The sequence below is a fragment of the Pseudomonas sp. GW821-FHT02H09 genome (assembly GCF_059421425.1).
In genome coordinates, this window is the sequence record NZ_JBWKVA010000021.1 from 92359 (window position 1) to 109541 (window position 17183).

Genomic DNA, 17183 nt, shown 5'->3' on the forward strand with positions numbered 1-17183 from the left:
GGTAGAACACTGATTTCGGAAGCGTGACATTGGCCGCGTCTGATAGGCGCGCCCTTGTTTTTCGGTCGGGGGCTATTTCCGACCGTCCCTAACTCTACAAAAAGAGGAAGGCTAAGGCATGCCTATGATCGAATCCCAGCCGGCCACTGAGGCCACCGAAAGCGCTGCCGACGCATACCAAAACGCCATTCTGCCCAAAGTATCCAGAACCTTTGCACTCACCATTCCCCAATTGCCGCCGGCCTTACGCCGTGCAGTCACCAATGCGTACCTGCTATGCCGTGTCGCCGACACCATCGAAGACGAGCCGGCCCTGTCTGCCGAGCAGAAGTTGCGTTACGAGGATGGGTTCATCGATGCCGTCACTGGCCGCATCGACCCGCAGCGCTTCGCGGCCGAACTGGCGCCGCTGTTTTCACAGGAGACCTTGCTGGCCGAGCGCGAGCTGGTCAGCCAGTTGCCGCTGGTGCTGCAAGTCACTCAGGACTTGAAGCCAGCGCAGCGCCTGGCGATTATCAAATGCCTGAAAATCATGTCCCACGGCATGCGCGACTTTCAGTGCTGCGTGGGGCAGCAAGGACTGGAAACGCTGCGCGATCTGGATTGCTACTGCTACTGCGTGGCCGGCGTGGTGGGCGAAATGCTCACCGAGTTGCTCATCGATTTCGATCCTTCCGTGGCCAGCCAACGGGAGCGGCTGATGCGTCTGGCGGTGTCCTTCGGCCAGGGCCTGCAGATGACCAATATCCTCAAGGACCAATGGGAAGACTACAGCCATGGCGTGTGCTGGCTGCCACAGGATGTCTTCGCCCGGTATGGCGTGCATCTGGCAGACATGCAGGCGGGTCAGGAGGGTCAGGAGGGTCAGGAGGGTCAGGAGGGGGCGATGTCCGAATTGATCGGCGTGGCCCATGCCCACCTGCGCAACGCGCTGGAGTACACGCTGGCCATTCCGATCGAGCAGGCGGGGTTCCGCCGTTTTTGCCTGTGGAGCATCGGCCTGGCCGTCATGACGCTGCGCAAGTTGCAGCAAAACCTCAATTTTCGCGCCGGTGAGCAAGTCAAGATCTCACACAAAACGGTGGCCAGTATCATCGCGCTCACCCGATTGAGTGGGAACTCCAACAGCGGTTTGCGCTGGCTGTTCGAAACGGCCGCCCGCAAGCTTCCATTGACACTGCTGTCTGCAGAGTGGAATGCCCCCTCGGGGGGGAAAATCAATTGGCCGAAAAGTGCCATTCCCTATTGCACCGAAACGATCTGGTGCACCTCCACCGACACCGATGATGTGCAGCCATGAGGGAGTGTTCCGCCTCTATTGACGCTGTCGTTGGCAACAGCGCGCGGGTACCCGAAACCACTGTGTTGGATTCGGCCATTGCCCGTGCGCGTGCTGCGCTGTTGGCACGTCAACGTGCTGATGGCCACTGGTGTTTCGAGCTGGAGTCCGACTGCACGATCACCGCCGAATACATCCTGATGATGCATTTCACGGATGAGATCGACGAGGTATTGCAGGAAAAGATGGCCCGCTACCTGCGTTCGACTCAGGTCCTCGAGGGCCATGGCGGGTGGCCACAGTATGTGGGCGGTGCGATCGATCTGTCGTGCACGGTCAAGGCGTATTACGCACTCAAGGTCGCTGGCGACGCGCTCGATATGCCACACCTGTGCCGTGCCCGGGAAGCGGTACTGGCGCTGGGTGGCGCCGCCAAAACCAATGTGTTTACGCGCATCCTGCTGGCGATGTTCGAGCAGGTGCCCTGGCGCGCGGTCCCTTATTTGCCGGTCGAGATCATGTTGTTTCCGCGCTGGGCGCCTCTGCACATCGAGAAGACCTCGTACTGGGCACGGACGACCCTGGTGCCCTTGACCATCCTCTGTTCGCTCAAGGCCCGTGCGATCAATCCCGGGCGAGTCAGTATTCGTGAGCTGTTCGTTACCCCGCCGGAACTGGAGCGTAACTATTTTCTCCGTGGTGGCCTGTTGAACCGGCTGTTCCTCGGGCTGGACAAGCTGGGGCGCGGACTCGATCGCTGGATGCCGGGGGGGCTGCGCCGGCGTGCAATCCGCAAGGCGGAAGCCTGGTTCCTGCCGCGCTTGAATGGCGAGGATGGCCTCGGGGCCATTTTTCCGCCGATGGTCAATAGCTACGAAGCAATAATCCTGCTTGGCTACCCCAAGGATCACCCGGCCCGGCATACGTGTTTGCGTTCGATCCAAAAACTGGTCGTCCATCGCGCCGACGGATCAGCGTATTGCCAGCCATGCGTTTCGCCGGTGTGGGATACCGGCTGGAGTGCAATGGCCTTGATTCACAGCGATGACAACACGGCGACCGAGGCGGCCATCGTGCGGGCCTGCGACTGGCTGGTGCAGCGACAGGAGCTGGAATGCAAGGGCGACTGGGTGGCGCGTTCACCCCGGGCGGCGCCGGGTGGCTGGGCCTTTCAGTACGCCAACGCCTACTACCCCGACATTGACGACACCGCGTTGGTGGCGGCGTTGTTGCACGTGCTGGATCGCCGCCGCGGTCAGCCCGGACACCATCGCCAGAGCATCGATCGGGCCACGGACTGGATGTTGGCCTTGCAGTCGAAGAACGGTGGCTTTGCGGCCTTCGACGCAGACAACACGTATTACTACCTCAACGCGATTCCCTTCGCCGACCATGGCGCACTGCTTGACCCGCCGACCGAGGATGTCTCTGGCCGTGTGGCCGCGTGCCTCGGCGTGCTGGGGCGCGATCAGGACCGTGGCGGCCTGCGTCGCTGCGTCGATTATCTGCGCGCCACCCAGCGGGCCGACGGCAGCTGGTGGGGGCGGTGGGGCAACAATTACATCTACGGCACCTGGAGCGCGCTGTCTGGACTGGCGCTGGCAGGTGAGGATCTCCAGCAACCTTATTTGCGCAAGTCCGTGGACTGGCTGCGCACGCGGCAGCACGATGACGGCGGGTGGGGCGAGAGCAATGACAGCTACATCGACCCGAGCCTGGCCGGCACCAACGGTGGTGTCAGTACACCTCACTCGACCGCGTGGGCGGTGTTGGCCCAGCTGGCGATGGGCGAGGTCAAGTCCGATTCGGTGCGCAGCGGCATCCAATGGCTGCTCGCCTGCCAGCAGCATGAAGGACTCTGGTCTCATCCCTCGCACAACGCACCCGGTTTTCCACGGGTGTATTACCTCAAATATCACGGCTACGCTGCGTATTTCCCGCTGTACGCGTTGGCCCGTTTTCGACACCTGCTCAGCCAGTCAAGGGCGCAAAGGTGAGACTGCACTCGCTGGGTATCGTGGTGGCATTGAAGGCTGAAGCGGCTGCGTTGACGACCCAGACAGTACACCCCGACTGCATCGTGCCCCTGTCAGAGGGCTGCGGTCTGTGGCTCAGCGGCATGGGGCAGGACGCTGCTCGCAAGGCGGCGCTGGCCTTGGCCGATGCCGGGGCTCAGGCGCTGGCGACATTCGGTGTTGCCGGTGCTCTGAATGGCAGCTTGCGCACCGGCATGTTGCTCTGTCCGCACAGCGTACTCGACGAGCAGGGGCATATTTACCCGGTGGATCCTGTTTGGCGCGACCGATTGCAGCGGCGACTGACCGACGCGGCATTGCCGACGGTGTTTGATGTCACCTTGCTCAGCCTGCCCGGACCGCTCTCCACCGCCGCGGCAAAAATGGCCGCGCAGCAGCGCTACACCGCAGCGGCGGTGGATATGGAAAGCGCGGCGGTGGCGGCGGTGGCGGCGAGTCGCGATCTGCCATTCATCGTGCTCAGGGCCGTCATCGATGAACGCGATGATGAACTCCCCGAGGCGTTGCAGGCTGTGATTGATCCTTGGGGTCGACCCCGCGTGCCGCAACTGATCGTGACCTTGGCCCGCCGCCCCTGGTTGCTGGCTGGTTTGCCCGGACTCTCATCACGCATGAACAGGGCCATCGGTGCATTGCGCGCAGCCGCGACGGCAGCCCGAACCTGGAAGCGCGAACCTCCTTGCGGTGTACAACGACATGATAAAAGCCGTCGCTGAATCCTCCGCGTCCGTCAGTCGCACTCGGCGTCTACGCAATAAGCTGGTCATGACCAGCATCGCGCAGCGCTGCATCGTGTGGCTGGTGGATGCCAGTGGTCGTCACCCGGTTATTGTCCTGCTGTTGGCGATAGTGCTGGCGGCGGCGAGTCTGATGGGCGCCTCCACGCGCCTAAGTATCGATACGGATTCTGATCACCTGTTTTCCGCAGACCTGCCGTGGCGTCAGCAGAGCCTGGTGTTCGCCGGCCTGTTCCCGCAGTTCAGCGATACCCTCATCACCGTCGTGCATGCACCAACGGTGGAGGAGGCGCGTGAAAATGCCCTCACATTGGCCAATGGTCTGGCGGCCGACCCGCGCCACATACGCTCGGTGTCCACGCCAGGCATCAGCCCATTCTTCGACCGCGAAGGCTTGATGCTGCAGTCGTCCAGCGATTTATTCGACGTCCTCGACAGCATGGTGCAGGGCAGTCAGCTACTGGATCCGCTGGCCAGCGATCCCTCCGCCCGTGGCCTGCTCAAGGGCCTGAATATGCTGGTCGAAGGCGTGAGCTACGGCATGGGCGACTACCTCTCAACCTACGATTCCGCGCTGGGCAACATTGCCAAGACTCTGGACGACAGCCTGAATGGGCAGGCTTCGCCGTTGTCCTGGCAGGCGTTGTTGACACCCCAGCTGGTTGGTCATAGCGGCGGTCTGGAACTGGTGCTGATCCAACCGGTGCTCGACCACGATGCCCTCGAACCTGGCCAGGACGCCACTCAGGCGATGCTGAACATCGTTGCCAACCTGCCCGATGTGAAAGCAGGGCGGGTCCGGGTGAACTACACCGGTTCGGTGCCATTGTCCGATGAGGAGTTTCGCTCCCTGACCGACCGAGCGGCACCCATCACCATCGGCAGTGCGCTATTGGTGATTTTCTGGCTGGTATTGGCCCTGCGTTCCTGGCGACTGATTGTGCCGGTGTTGCTGACCCTGGTCGTGGGCCTGGTCTACACGTTGGGCTTCGCCGCGTTCGCGGTTGGCCGCCTGAACCTGGTCTCGGTTGCCTTCGCGGTGCTGTTCATTGGCCTTGCTGTCGATTTTGGCATCCAGTTCGGTGTGCGCTTTCAGGCACTGCAGCGCGGCGACCGAGATTTCGCCGACACCCTGCACCTAACGGGCCTTCAGGTCGGCGGGCAAATCGGCCTGGCCGCGTCGGCAACCGCCTGCGGTTTCCTGGCCTTCGCACCGACCCCTTTCAGCGGCATGGCCGAACTGGGCATCATCGCCGGCGTCGGCATGCTGTTGGCGCTGGTGTGTACCTTGACGGTATTGCCCGCGCTGCTGGGCCTGCTGGCAAAGGGGCCGCAGCACACTGACGTCGTGCTGCCCGGTGGCACGGCGGCCGATAGCTGGTTGGCACATCGCCGGATGCCGGTGCTGGTGGTTTTCGCGTTGCTGGCGGTGGCCGGCCTGTGGAGCACCGTCAGCATGCCCTTCGACGCCAATCCGCTGCATACCAAGCGCGCGGACAGCGAGGCCATGCAGACCTTGAGCGCGCTGATGAACGACCCGAACACCAACCCGTTCACCCTGAACGTGCTGGCGGCGGATCTACCGACCGCTCGCCCTCTAAGTGAACGTCTCGGTGCGCTGCCCGAAGTCGCGCAGGTGGTTTCAGGCTCGGACTTCGTTCCCGAGGGCCAGGACGACAAGCTCGAACAGATCAAGCAGGCGTCGGACCTGATGTATTCGGTACTGAGTCCCCACGCGCTGAGACCGCCCGCCACGGTCGCCGAGTTGCGCGCCACTGCACGTGACACCAGCGCCGCGATTACCAGCGTCTCCGGCGACGTGCCGCCAAATGCGCCGTTGCTGCACATTGGTCAGTCACTGGGCCGGTTGGCGCAGGCACCGGACAGCGTTCTGCTGGCGGCCAACCAATCACTGGCGCGGTTTTTGCCGCAGACGTTCAAGGCGCTGAATGACTCGCTTTCCGCTCAACGCATCACCCTGCAGCGGCTGCCGGACGAACTCAAACGTGACTGGTTTACTGCCGACGGTCGGGTGCGGATACAACTGACGCCGGGCGATCAGGCGCAAACGACCGCCGGGCTACGCCGGTTCGTCGAGGCGGTTCATGCGGTGGCACCCCTGGCCGTCGGCTCGGCGTTCGATACCGTCAAGTCGGCCGACACGGTCCTGGAGGCGTTTGAGCAGGCCGCTGTCTATGCCACGCTGGCCATCGCTGTGGTGCTGATGGTGGTCCTGCGGCGGGTCCGCGACACCGTTCTGGTGATGGTTACCTTGTTGATGTCGGCCTTGCTGACGGCACTGCTGGTACGCTTGCTCGGCCTGTCGATCAACTTCGCCAACATCATTGCATTGCCGTTGTTGCTGGGCGTCGGCGTGTCCTTCAACGTCTATTTCGTGATGAACTGGCGCAGTGGCATGCGCCAGTTCCTGGGATCGCCCACCGCGCACGCGATCTTGTTTTCGGCGCTGACCACCGGCACTGCGTTCGGCTGCCTGGCCATCGCCCGCCATCCTGGTACAGCCAGCATGGGCCTGGTGTTGCTGCTGAGCCTGTTCGCCGTGCTGCTGTCGACCTTCGTGTTTCTGCCGGCCTTGTTGTATAGCCTATCCGTGCCTGACCGGTCACAGCCTCAATGACGTATAGAGCGTTTAAGGGGAGGGGTACGAGTATTTTCAGCCCAATACTTTGCCTGAGATCCTGACAGAAGGCCTTATACTCGCTCGAGTCGCTGAGCATAGCGTCCCCCATTTCGCAGGAGTTCCGGCTATGCCCGTGACCGGCGCACGCCTTACCAATCGTCTGACCCAGCTGTGCTTCGTTGCCGGGGCCGCTCTGGTTCCCATCGCCGCTCACGCGGCTGATGACGACCCGTGGGAAGACGTCAATCGCGTTATCTACCGCTTCAACGACACCCTCGACACCTACACACTGAAGCCGTTGGCGAAGGGGTATCAGTTCATCACGCCGCAGTTTCTGGAGGACGGCATCCATAACATGTTCAGGAACATCGGCGACATTGGTAACTTTGCCAACGATGTTTTGCAGGGCAAAGCTCATGCCGCAGGTGTCGACACCGCTCGTTTGCTGTTGAACACCACGCTGGGTGTGGCGGGCTTCTTCGACGTCGGTACCAAGATGGGCTTGCAGCGCAATGATGAAGACTTCGGCTTGACCCTCGGGCACTGGGGTGTACCGACCGGTCCGTACGTGATGCTGCCGTTGCTGGGGCCTAGCACGGTGCGCGATGGCATCGCCAAGTACCCGGACACCTACACCGCACCGTACCGCTACATGAACGATATCCCTGCCCGTAATACCGTCTTCGCGGTCGAGACCGTCGACACCCGCGCCAGTTACCTGTCGGGCGAGAAAGTGATCACCGGCGATAAATACACCTTCATCCGCAACGCCTTCTTGCAGAGCCGCGAGTTCAAGGTCAAGAACGGTAAGGTGGAGGACGACTTCTAGGCATCAAACTCCCTGTCCGGTATCCATAACGCTGACATCAAGCGATCGGGGTATCGGACAGGTAACCTGCGCTCGATGGCGCGTAGGCGTTGTCTTAAACCAGGTTCTCTCGAATCCTCGAATCCAGCGGTCAACATTTGTTACTTCGATATCCTGCTGGGCATTGAACGACAGTGCCTGATCCCAGGCGACGCCATTGCCTTCGGCAAACACCACGCGATATTTCTTGATGGTGTCGGTGGGGGCTTGAGCCAATTCAGCCTTCAGCATCGGAATACCCAGCCTTTATCGATCAATACGCGCGAGATTGTTCTTGATTCGCAAACACTGAAGTCGCTGAGAATGGAATTGTTGGGGTAGTGACGGGCTTGTAGCCTGCATTACGCCGAACGCTACGATCTGCCAAGGATCGAGTGGAGCCCAAGCCAGGGCCCATCAAGACAGACTCCTTCTTGTCATACCTTGTTTTCGGACTTTTGCCCTTTCGGGGGTTTGGCTCCTAATAAAAATTCAGCCGACCGGCTCGGCCGTACAACTCATTTCCCCAGAGCCTGGTTTCTGGAAAAATACCACGTTGCCGCTTTGCCAGAAGCTGTAGTTCCCCTGGTAATCCTTGCCGGTGTAATGGGTTCCCGAATCACTCTGCACCTGGCTCAGGGTGATCGAGGTGTTCGCCCATTTCAGGTACACGACGCCAGGCTGCGTGCTAAAGAAGGTGGCGGCAATCAGCGCGTTAAACCCTGTACAACGAAAAGCCAGGGGGCCTTCGGTGAGTCTGTCTGGATCCTTGGTTCTCACAATTGCCGAGCCTTGGCGTAGCTGGTGCGCGCGCTCGGCATAACTTCGGATCGTGCACGCCTTGGGCGCAGGCTCGGAGGCACACTGATTGCGGGCCTCGATCCAGAACTGCTGGTCGATCATGACTTTGTCTGGACGCGGTACTGAATGTTCATCCGTGAGCGCCAGGCGATAAAGACGCGTCAGTTCGATATCCATCTGGGCCAGTTGGGGATCGCGACAGATAAGCTTTTCGACGGATGCCCTTGCCTTGGCGCAGTCGAAGCTGGTCTTGAAAGTTCGCGAAGGGGACGCAGCATTTGCACAGGTGCTCGTCCCCGCGCACACGCTGACAGCGAGCAGACAGGTGAAAAGGGCCATGACCGTTTTCATGTTGGATTCACCCAGATCATTACGTGATGCCCTGATTACCGTGGGACCTATCGATCCGTTAAACAGTCATTCGTTCGCATTGGGTGCATCCGCAGTGTAAGTCAGTGCTCAAAACTTGTCACACCGCCCGGCGGCCGACACGCTGGAGAAGCAACTGACGCAGCTTCGTCGGGCTCCCGTCGCCAAGCGCAAGAGGCGGGTCGGAAAACCCACGGCGTCGAAGAGCGCTCCCTGAGGGTGTTCCTTCTAAAACAGGCGCTGATACAGAACGTGCGAAATCGGTCTGGCTCCCTTCGTCACTCATACCATGCCACTTGAACGTATCAATGAGAGCTTCAATCTGATGCATGAAGGTAAATCGGTCCGCACCGTTGTCAAATACTGATGTGTGCCCTGGAGCTCAGGCTCCAGATACAGTTCGAATACTCCCTGATACTGGAGGTTTATCGTGAGCAACTTGAAGCTTCATCCTTCACTGGATAACGGAATAGAGCCAAGCGCTGCAAACTTCTCTGGAGGTACCCTGCAATGCCTGTGTCCGACCGATAAGGTTGAAATCAGGATTGACGCCCAGACCCTGCACAATCACGCCTGTGGCTGCAGCAAATGCTGGAAGCCCGCAGGTGCGAAATTCGCGGTCATTGCAGTTGTTCCACGCGACAAAGTCAGCGTCACCGCGAACGCTGAGAAGCTGGTCATCGTCGACGAGCGCGCGACTATTCAACGACATGCCTGCAAAGAGTGCCATGCACATATGTACGGCCGCATCGAAAATAAAGACCACGCGTTCTATGGCCTGGACTTCGTGCATACCGAGCTTTCTCCGCAAAAAGGTTGGGCTGCACCGGGCTTTGCAGCCTTCGTTTCGTCGATCATCGAAACCGGCACACCGCCGGAGGACATGAAGGAAATTCGCGAAAAACTGCGCGCGCTTGGTTTGGAACCTTATGATTGCTTGTCGCCAGATCTGATGGACGTATTGGCTACGCAAGTGGCGAAGTTGAATGGTGTTTTGGCATCCAGTTAAACCCCATTTGCCGAATGTACTATTTGGCACGAGCCACCTTGGCTGAACCATTAGTGCAACGCCCTTCACCCATATCCGTTTCAGGTGAAGGGCGTTGCGTTCAAGCACCATTTTTCCGGATAAGGGCGGTGTTTTGATGGGCATGATGGCGAGGAATCATCATTAATAAGATGATGAGTATGCAAGGAATTCCCATTGCTCCGGCGAGCAATATTCACATTCGTAATGCTGGGTATGGAAGGCGAGGGGGACGCAGCATTTGTACAGGTGCTCGTCGCCGCGCACACGCTGGCAGCGAGCAGACAGGTGAAAAGGGCCGTGACCGTTTTCATGTTGGCTTCACCCAAATCATTACCGCCCGGCGGCGGCTGGGTTGGAGGAGGGAGCTGTAACGCACAACAAATTATTCGTCATTCGCGCTCACGCGGGCTTCACTTTCTCCTCTATCTGCCGCACCGCCTCCGCATCAGCCCGGAGAAGCTTTAACTTCAGTTTTTCGAAGTCTTCGCTGTTCACCCAATCAATACGCCATAGCATGTACAGCATGCCCTGAGCCTTGTACAACGCTTCCAGGCGCTCGGCATGATTGTCAGTTCGGCGTATGTCATCTGTCGCTTCCTCCAGGTCATCCAGGGCCTGCGCTCTGTTCTTGCCATAGCTCATGATGGGACTCCTGATATGTTGTATTGCTCACCGCCTTGGTCACGATAATACGGTCGCCTCCCGGATTATTCTGGCCACCGCATGGCTTATGCAATGTTACGTACAAATCCCTGGTGCAGCGCTGCATGACCTCATCGAACGACACAACCACTTGTTCATAATCATAGCGCCGGTCATGGGCAGCCGGCTGGCCAATGACGGGTGAGGAAGGTGAAGTCAGTCATTCAGACGCCTCGAGAAAGCAGTACCCGGAAGTAATTTTCCGAAACGGGGAACAATTTCCCGGTTTCGCATAATTAGTTCCTCGAATTTCGGAAAATTACTTCCGGGTACTGCAGCGGGCGAGTGAGACTACCGAACTGCTGCCGCACAGGTGAGCGCCGGTTTAACCATGAAAGGTGTGTTGGTCGGACGCTTGGTGCGCCAGTTAAAGCTGGCGGAGGATCGTCGATGAAAGTTCGATACTGGTAAGAAATGGCGAATCAACCAGACCCCGAGTCATGCATGTTGCACCGTGAGGTGCAGGGTGAAGCGTTGACAGGGGAAACCGATGGGCCAGCCATTGAGCCGCGTAATCGGGAATCCGGGATGCCGATGCTGTTAAGCGAAGCAGAAGGCAATACGGAGCATGGCGTTATACGCCAGTCTTGCTCTGATCTCGCGCGGTCGGAGACCCTGTGCATGAGCTATTGGCGCAGAGCTTAACGCCAGTCAGCTTAACTGACTGGCATTAAGCTCAAAGCTGCCCTTTTCCCAACCTACTCCTTAGGCCGCGCTAAACAGCTTGTGCGGATCCATGACGAATTTCTTCGGCACCCCGGCATCGAACTCGTGGTAGCCGCGCGGCGCATCGTCCAGGCTGATCACCTGCACGCCGACGACCTCGGCAATGTTGATCCGGTCCCACATGATCGCCTGCATCAGCTGACGGTTGTATTTCATCGTCGGGGTCTGGCCGGTGTGGAAGCTGTGGGACTTGGCCCAGCCGAGGCCAAAACGGATGTTCAAGCTGCCATGCTTGGCGGCTTTGTTGACCGCGCCCGGGTCTTCGGTGACATACAGACCGGGGATCCCGATACTGCCGGCGACCCGCACCACGCCCATCAGCGCGTTGAGCACGTCGGCCGGGGCCTCGTGCTGCGCGCCGTCATGGCCGTGGCCACGGGCTTCGAAGCCGACCGCATCGACTGCACAATCGACTTCCGGCTCACCGAGCAGGTTGGCAATTTGCTCGTGCAGCGGAGTGTCCTGGGTCAGGTCGGCGATCTCGAAGCCCTGAGCCTTGGCATGCGCCAGACGCAGCGGATTGACGTCGCCGACTATCACCACCGCCGCACCAAGCAGACGGGCGGAGGCGGCAGCAGCCATTCCGACCGGACCGGCACCGGCAATATACACCGTGCTGCCAGGGCCGACACCGGCGGTCACCGCGCCGTGGTAGCCGGTCGGCAGGATATCGGAGAGGCAGGTCAGGTCGCGGATTTTCTCCATGGCCTTGTCGCGGTCGGGCAGCTTCAGCAGGTTGAAGTCGGCATACGGCACCAGCACATATTCGGCCTGGCCGCCAACCCAATCGCCCATGTCCACATAGCCATAGGCACCGCCGGGGCGCGCCGGGTTGACCGTCAGGCAGACTCCGGTGTGCTGTTCCTTGCAACTGCGACAACGGCCGCAGGCGACGTTGAACGGCACCGAGACCAGGTCACCGATCTGCACGTTTTCCACGTCACGGCCCTTCTCGATCACCTCACCGGTGATCTCATGGCCAAGCACCAGTCCGACCTGGGCCGTGGTCCGACCACGCACCATATGCTGGTCGGAGCCGCAGATATTGGTTGAAACCACGCGCAGGATCACGCCATGGTCGATGCGCTTGCCGCGCGGGTCTTCCATTTTCGGATAGGGGATGGTCTGCACCTCGACCTTGCCTGCGCCGAGATACACGACACCACGATTACCAGACATGCTTTCACCTCGCTTTTGTTGTTGTGAGAACACGGCCCTTGTACTGCGAAGGGGCGCGCGGCCTTACAGTGCAGCGGTATATGTCTTGCGTTTGCGCGTGAATGCCGATTGGTTGGAAGTGACCTTCCAACGACGGGTGATTAGCCGTCATCACAATAATCCTACGCCTGGTATCAGCACCCTGCGAGAGCATTTAGCACCCAATCAACACCAGTTTCAGGACTCTCAACTGCCAGCCTTGCTGGAGTGGGCTGAAGCCACTGGCCCAGCAACTCACCTCTACGTACAACGCAATTTGGAAGAACGACGAGACTTTGCGACAAGGCTCAGGGCCGTGACCGCGCTGAAGCGTGATGTGCGCAAGGAGCAGATCCCTCTTGAGCGTCTTGAGTCAGCATGTGCTTATGCGAACTCTCTCGGCATCGTCAGTTCCGACGCGCCGGCGAGCCATTTTGCGTAATGGCTCAGACCTTCGGCGCCCACCCAACGCTTGAGAAGCTAGAGGAACTGTGTGCAGTACTGGGAGTTCATCCGGTTACCTTGGTGGCGGCGTGCTATATGCGAAAGGAAAGCTCAGCCGATACCGGGACCTTTCTAGATCACGTGCAGAATGAGCTACAAGTCCTTGATCCGTATTAGAAAGAAACTGCGGGGGCAAGGTGGTCGCGACAGCCGCCCATCTTGAGAGCGTGAAACCGATTTTCTTTTACAAAGGTGTGCGATGCGAACATAACGAATTTACGACGCAAACTCCTTTCGGCATCGAGGTCCCCCATGCACAACCTTGATATTTCAATGCTACTCACTCAGGTCACCGACGTAGTAACCCGCGCGGGGCATTTACTTATCTCAGAATGGGTTCGGGTAGGTGAGCCGCGAGGGAAGGGCGACAAGGCAGAAGTAGACGTAGACGTAGAAATCGAACGTATTCTGCGTCAGCAACCCCTTACAGGACATTCCTGGTGCTGGGTAGTCGATTTACGTACCGCGCATTCACGCGTTTCACCCAAAATCTGAAAACCAGCGTGAGCTGCACAGCAACCAAGTTCGCCAGCAAAGCCACGCGTCCTGGCCAGTCGATCTTGGTCAGATTGCTGCCTTCTCGCGTCATCGCTTTCCAGCCTCCTGGCTGAGGCATCGAGCCCATTCCACCCTTCGTATAACGCTTGCTTCTACTTATTCATTACTCCGGCTGTTTGCTCCCGAACTCGGCTGCGCCTAGGTTAGCGCCTAGCCGAGCTTCAAGCTTTGCGTCAAAGAACAACAACAAGAGAGGCAAAAAATGCCTGTGATAACCATCGGTATGGTGGGAATCGGCCAACTTGGCCTTCCTATCGCAACCAACCTGCTTGCGGCCGGATTTCGCGTTGTCGGTTACCGACGTCGAGATCGCGAGGCCTTCATCCGTCAGGGTGGCATCGCGCTCGAAAGCCCAGCCGCCGTAGCGGCGCAATCGAACTTCATCCTCACTTGCCTGCCCAGCGAAGTGGCCCACATGGGAATCATGGAGGGGCCAGATGGCCTGCTTCAGTCCATAGGGACGCAGCACACGCTCATTGAGATCGGCACCTACCACAAAGCCTTCAAGCAACGTATGGCTCAGCGTATCGAGCAACGCGGTGCTCGGGTGTTGGAGGCGGAGGTCAGCGGTACGCCTTCAATGGTTTCACAACGTAAGGCTTCCTTGTTTCTGGGCGGTGATCCTGACTTGGTGGAGCACTGCAAGCCGGTGCTCGATGCGATCGCCGACATCCAGTTCCACATTGGTGGGTTTGGGTGCGCGGTAGCGATGAAATTGATCGCCAACTATCTCGTGACTATTCACACCTTGGCCGCAGCTGAGGCGCTAAACCTTGGCGTGAAAGCAGGGTTCAGCGCACAGCAGGTGGTTGAGGTGATACGCCAAAGCGCGGGTGGCTCAACGATGTTCAGCGCAAGAGCACCGCTGATGGCTGATCGTCATTTCCTTCCGGCACCAGGACCTTTCGCCACGCTGGAAAAGTACATCGACATGGCCAGTGAGCTATCCGAGCAACTCGGTAGCGCCGCGCCTTTGTTCAATGCCGCCAAGCCCTACTTTCTAAGGGCTATCGAAGAAGGCATCGGTGAAGAAGATATCTCGGCAGTGATCAAGCTAATTGAGGCCGACTCCAAGGCCGACTCCCAGGCACCTTCCAAAAAAGAGAAAACAACATGCTGATTGAACAACGTACCTATCAACTCAAGCCTGGCGCCCTGCACGAATTCCTCCGTGCTTACGAGGAGGAGGGGCTACCACTTCAGGGTGAGGCACTGGGCAACTTGATCGGTTATTTCAAGCCGGAAACTGGGGACATCAATCGAGTCATTCAGTTGTGGGGATATTCCAGCTACGAGGAGCGTGCCCAACGCCGCGCGGCGCTGTCCAGCGATCCAAGATGGCGTATGTTCCTCGGCAAGAACGGTCATCTGGTGGTTGCCCAGCAGGTTGAACTGTTGAGCGCCGCACCCTTTTCTCCTATTCGTTAAGAAGGAGCATCCAAGATGATTCGTTCTCTACAACACGTAGGCGTGACAGTTCCAGACCTGGAAGTGGGTCGTTCCTTCTACGAAGCTGTCGGGCTCGAAGCCCGCATGGCAGGTGAGCATTTGGTGTTGCGCTGCAAAGGGCGCGCCCAGGATCAAGTGCGACTGATGCCGGGCACTACAAAGCGCCTCAGCTATGTCTCGTTTGGTACCGATGCTGAGGGGCTGCAGACTATTCGCGAAAACCTGAGCTACCACGGTGTGGTCATCCATCCGGCTCCTTTTGATATTGGGCAGGAAGGGCTGTGGTTTCGTGACCCCTCCGGCGACTGGGTACACGTCAGTGAGGCCGAGTCCATGCCGATGGCTCCGTTACCGGCGCCAGAGTTGAATACCCCGGGCCGTTACCGCCGCATCGGTCAGCGCGGGTGCACACCGGCCTCGAAGTTGCGTCGAGTGACACCGTTGCGCCTGGGCCACTTGATCAAATTCACTACCGATGTTGATCGTTCGATTGACTTCTATACCCGGGTGCTAGGGATGAAAGTCTCTGATCGCGCGGGGGACAAGATCGCCTTTCTGCGGTGTGGCTGTGGCGGTGATCACCATGTAATGGGTCTGGCCAAGAGCAGCCATAGCGGCCTGCATCATCTCAGTTTTGAGGTGATGGGTATTGATGAGATCGAACTGGGCGCTCAACACCTGATGAGTCTGGGCTACGAAAGCGCTTTTGGCCTGGGACGACATGTGGCCGGCTCCAACTACTTTCATTACATCCGCGACCCTTGGGACAGCATGGTCGAATATTTCTGGGACATCGATGTCATTCCCGAAGATGACAGCGAATGGCTGGCTATCGACGGGGCACCGCCAGACCTGATCGCCGTGTGGGCAACCAATCCACCCCCTGAGGCATTCATTCAGAACTTCGAGGCGGCACGTGATGAGTGATAGCTCTACGACCAAGGAACTGCTGGCAGGGATGTTGAACAAGCCGCTGTTCGTGGTCATGCGTACGCCACGGGACCTGACCCGCGTACCAGAGCTGCTGGACGCCCACTTGAAGTGGGCGATTCTGGCGCAGCAACGCGGCGAGTTGTTCGCTTCCGGGCCCTTTGTTTCGGATCAGACCCTTCCCGGTGAGCTGGGGGGGATGAGCATTTTGCGTGCGGCGGATCATGCCGAAGCTCAGCGCATTGTCCAGTCAGATCCCTTTATCGCCCACGGCGTTTATGACGTGGATGTACGCAAGTGGCTGCTCATGGAAGGCGGCCTCACGCTCCACGTCAGCTTTTCCAACCAACGCTTTTCGCTCCTGTGATGGTGGCCCCATGAAGTATCAGCTTTTCACCTATCGGACGGATGTCCAGTCAAACGCTACCGGCCTGCTGGTTGGCGAATACGCCTATGATCTTGGTCAGCTTGTGGCCAAGATCGGCCTTGAGTTGCCGGCAGCTTCCATCGATGCATTGCTCGAGTGCTGGGAGACGTCCAATCCGCAGCTGCAAAAGCTTGCAGTGGCAGTGTTTGAAGCGCCAGCGCTCTATGAGTCGCAGCGGCTTGATCTTGCCACGTTGCACTTTGCTCCGTTCCTGGAACGTCCAGGCACGATCTATTGCGCGGGAGCAAACTATCGTGACCATGTCGAAGCCATGGCCCGTGCGTTCAACATGAAACTGTCGCTGGATCCGCGCAGCGAGGGCATTGCTCCCTGGCATTTCATCAAGCCCGGCCGCGGCAGTCTGGTCGCACACAAGCAAGCGGTAGACTTTCCGGAAGGTGTCCGCATGCTCGATTGGGAAGCCGAGTTGGCGGTGGTGATCGGCAAGCGAGCGTCGCGTGTCTCCGTTGAAGAGGCGCTCGACTATGTGGCGGGTTACACCTGCGCCAATGACCTGTCGGCGCGTGATCGACTGCGTCGCGAGCAAGTCGATCCCAGCTCGCCGTTTCGCTTCGACTGGATTGGCCACAAATGCTTCACGGGTTCTTGCCCACTGGGCCCGTACCTGACGCCGGCGCAATTTGTCAAAGACCCCGAGAACCTGAATATCAAGTTGTCGAGGAACGGCGCGTGGGTCCAGGATTCCAATACCCGCAACCATATGTACGGCGTTGCAGAGCAGATTTCCTATCTGAGCCAGACCATCGATCTGTTTCCCGGTGATGTTCTGTTGACGGGAACACCGGCAGGCGTGGGCATGGAAAGCCACACATTCCTGGACCGCGGTGATGTTTTGAAAGTCTGTATTGAAGGGCTCGGCGAGCTGGAAACCACTATTCGGTAATACCTCGCGGAGGGCCGGGCAATCAGTGCCCGGCCGTTGAATAACT

Annotated in this window: 15 protein-coding genes and 2 pseudogenes; 13 read left to right on the forward strand and 4 right to left on the reverse strand. The window is 59.0% G+C overall.

What is annotated here, in order from left to right; genetic code table 11:
* The first annotated feature begins 118 nt into the window (after positions 1-118).
* The 5 genes from AC07VR_RS24855 (at position 119) to AC07VR_RS24875 (ending at position 7522) form a co-directional block, all read left to right on the forward strand.
* Positions 119-1300 carry a phytoene/squalene synthase family protein gene (locus AC07VR_RS24855; protein WP_495012864.1) on the forward strand — a complete coding sequence of 394 codons (1182 nt, stop codon included), beginning with the start codon at positions 119-121 and terminating at the stop codon, positions 1298-1300.
* A complete protein-coding gene (gene shc, locus AC07VR_RS24860) occupies positions 1297-3276 on the forward strand; it encodes a squalene--hopene cyclase (RefSeq protein WP_495012865.1) in 1980 nt (659 codons plus the stop codon). The genes AC07VR_RS24855 and shc overlap by 4 nt, the downstream gene beginning before the upstream one ends.
* Positions 3273-4031 (forward strand): phosphorylase family protein, encoded by a 759-nt coding sequence (locus tag AC07VR_RS24865; protein ID WP_494992905.1) that lies wholly within the window; start codon positions 3273-3275, stop codon positions 4029-4031. The genes shc and AC07VR_RS24865 overlap by 4 nt, the downstream gene beginning before the upstream one ends.
* Positions 4032-4080: 49 nt before the next feature.
* Positions 4081-6690 carry an MMPL family transporter gene (locus AC07VR_RS24870; protein WP_495012866.1) on the forward strand — a complete coding sequence of 870 codons (2610 nt, stop codon included), beginning with the start codon at positions 4081-4083 and terminating at the stop codon, positions 6688-6690.
* A gap of 130 nt (positions 6691-6820) precedes the next feature.
* Positions 6821-7522, forward strand: coding sequence for an MlaA family lipoprotein (locus tag AC07VR_RS24875; RefSeq protein WP_495012867.1), 702 nt, complete (start codon positions 6821-6823; stop codon positions 7520-7522).
* 3 nt (positions 7523-7525) lie between these two features.
* Here the strand turns inward: AC07VR_RS24875 and AC07VR_RS24880 are convergent, their stop codons facing one another.
* Both AC07VR_RS24880 and AC07VR_RS24885 read right to left on the reverse strand, forming a co-directional pair.
* Complete coding sequence (locus tag AC07VR_RS24880; RefSeq protein WP_495012868.1) at positions 7526-7792, reverse strand: hypothetical protein; 267 nt, start codon at positions 7790-7792, stop codon at positions 7526-7528.
* Positions 7793-8032: 240 nt separating this feature from the next.
* Entirely contained in the window at positions 8033-8692 is a 660-nt protein-coding gene (locus AC07VR_RS24885) for an MliC family protein (RefSeq protein WP_494992910.1), read from the reverse strand.
* Positions 8693-8966: 274 nt separating this feature from the next.
* On the opposite strand from AC07VR_RS24885, the pseudogene AC07VR_RS24890 reads away from it, so the two are divergent.
* Together AC07VR_RS24890 and gfa are read left to right on the forward strand one after the other, a co-directional pair.
* Positions 8967-9077, forward strand: a pseudogene (locus AC07VR_RS24890) (hypothetical protein); the annotation flags it as partial.
* Positions 9078-9140: 63 nt separating this feature from the next.
* Positions 9141-9719, forward strand: a complete 579-nt coding sequence (gene gfa, locus AC07VR_RS24895; RefSeq protein WP_495012869.1) for an S-(hydroxymethyl)glutathione synthase — start codon at positions 9141-9143, stop codon at positions 9717-9719.
* Between the two features lie 420 nt (positions 9720-10139).
* Here gfa and AC07VR_RS24900 read toward each other — a convergent pair whose 3' ends face one another.
* Both AC07VR_RS24900 and fdhA read right to left on the reverse strand, forming a co-directional pair.
* Entirely contained in the window at positions 10140-10382 is a 243-nt protein-coding gene (locus AC07VR_RS24900; protein WP_494992912.1) for a hypothetical protein, read from the reverse strand.
* Between the two features lie 765 nt (positions 10383-11147).
* Positions 11148-12347 carry a formaldehyde dehydrogenase, glutathione-independent gene (gene fdhA, locus AC07VR_RS24905; protein ID WP_494992913.1) on the reverse strand — a complete coding sequence of 400 codons (1200 nt, stop codon included), beginning with the start codon at positions 12345-12347 and terminating at the stop codon, positions 11148-11150.
* 85 nt (positions 12348-12432) lie between these two features.
* Here fdhA and AC07VR_RS24910 point away from each other — a divergent pair, with 85 nt between their 5' ends.
* The 6 genes and pseudogenes from AC07VR_RS24910 (at position 12433) to AC07VR_RS24935 (ending at position 17137) form a co-directional block, all read left to right on the forward strand.
* A complete protein-coding gene (locus AC07VR_RS24910; protein WP_495012870.1) occupies positions 12433-12807 on the forward strand; it encodes a hypothetical protein in 375 nt (124 codons plus the stop codon).
* 819 nt (positions 12808-13626) lie between these two features.
* Positions 13627-14547: pseudogene (locus AC07VR_RS24915) on the forward strand (NAD(P)-dependent oxidoreductase); the annotation flags it as partial.
* Positions 14541-14855 carry an NIPSNAP family protein gene (locus AC07VR_RS24920; protein ID WP_495012871.1) on the forward strand — a complete coding sequence of 105 codons (315 nt, stop codon included), beginning with the start codon at positions 14541-14543 and terminating at the stop codon, positions 14853-14855. The pseudogene AC07VR_RS24915 and the gene AC07VR_RS24920, both read left to right, overlap by 7 nt.
* A gap of 15 nt (positions 14856-14870) precedes the next feature.
* Complete coding sequence (locus AC07VR_RS24925; protein ID WP_495012872.1) at positions 14871-15803, forward strand: VOC family protein; 933 nt, start codon at positions 14871-14873, stop codon at positions 15801-15803.
* Positions 15796-16173 (forward strand): YciI family protein, encoded by a 378-nt coding sequence (locus AC07VR_RS24930; protein WP_495012873.1) that lies wholly within the window; start codon positions 15796-15798, stop codon positions 16171-16173. The genes AC07VR_RS24925 and AC07VR_RS24930 overlap by 8 nt, the downstream gene beginning before the upstream one ends.
* Before the next feature lie 10 nt (positions 16174-16183).
* Positions 16184-17137: a fumarylacetoacetate hydrolase family protein gene (locus AC07VR_RS24935; RefSeq protein ID WP_495012874.1), complete on the forward strand. Its 954-nt coding sequence runs from the start codon at positions 16184-16186 to the stop codon at positions 17135-17137.
* The last annotated feature ends 46 nt before the right edge of the window (positions 17138-17183 follow it).

What these genes read in the sequence shown, in the direction of transcription:
- AC07VR_RS24855 (WP_495012864.1), top strand. Translation starts at nt 119, where the DNA reads ATGCCTATGATCGAATCCCAGCCGGCCACTGAGGCCACCGAAAGCGCT.
- AC07VR_RS24900 (WP_494992912.1), bottom strand. Translation starts at nt 10,382, where the DNA reads ATGAGCTATGGCAAGAACAGAGCGCAGGCCCTGGATGACCTGGAGGAA.
- AC07VR_RS24925 (WP_495012872.1), top strand. Translation starts at nt 14,871, where the DNA reads ATGATTCGTTCTCTACAACACGTAGGCGTGACAGTTCCAGACCTGGAA.
- AC07VR_RS24880 (WP_495012868.1), bottom strand. Translation starts at nt 7,792, where the DNA reads ATGCTGAAGGCTGAATTGGCTCAAGCCCCCACCGACACCATCAAGAAA.
- AC07VR_RS24885 (WP_494992910.1), bottom strand. Translation starts at nt 8,692, where the DNA reads ATGAAAACGGTCATGGCCCTTTTCACCTGTCTGCTCGCTGTCAGCGTG.
- AC07VR_RS24875 (WP_495012867.1), top strand. Translation starts at nt 6,821, where the DNA reads ATGCCCGTGACCGGCGCACGCCTTACCAATCGTCTGACCCAGCTGTGC.
- shc (WP_495012865.1), top strand. Translation starts at nt 1,297, where the DNA reads ATGAGGGAGTGTTCCGCCTCTATTGACGCTGTCGTTGGCAACAGCGCG.
- AC07VR_RS24870 (WP_495012866.1), top strand. Translation starts at nt 4,081, where the DNA reads ATGACCAGCATCGCGCAGCGCTGCATCGTGTGGCTGGTGGATGCCAGT.
- AC07VR_RS24920 (WP_495012871.1), top strand. Translation starts at nt 14,541, where the DNA reads ATGCTGATTGAACAACGTACCTATCAACTCAAGCCTGGCGCCCTGCAC.
- AC07VR_RS24935 (WP_495012874.1), top strand. Translation starts at nt 16,184, where the DNA reads ATGAAGTATCAGCTTTTCACCTATCGGACGGATGTCCAGTCAAACGCT.
- fdhA (WP_494992913.1), bottom strand. Translation starts at nt 12,347, where the DNA reads ATGTCTGGTAATCGTGGTGTCGTGTATCTCGGCGCAGGCAAGGTCGAG.
- AC07VR_RS24930 (WP_495012873.1), top strand. Translation starts at nt 15,796, where the DNA reads ATGAGTGATAGCTCTACGACCAAGGAACTGCTGGCAGGGATGTTGAAC.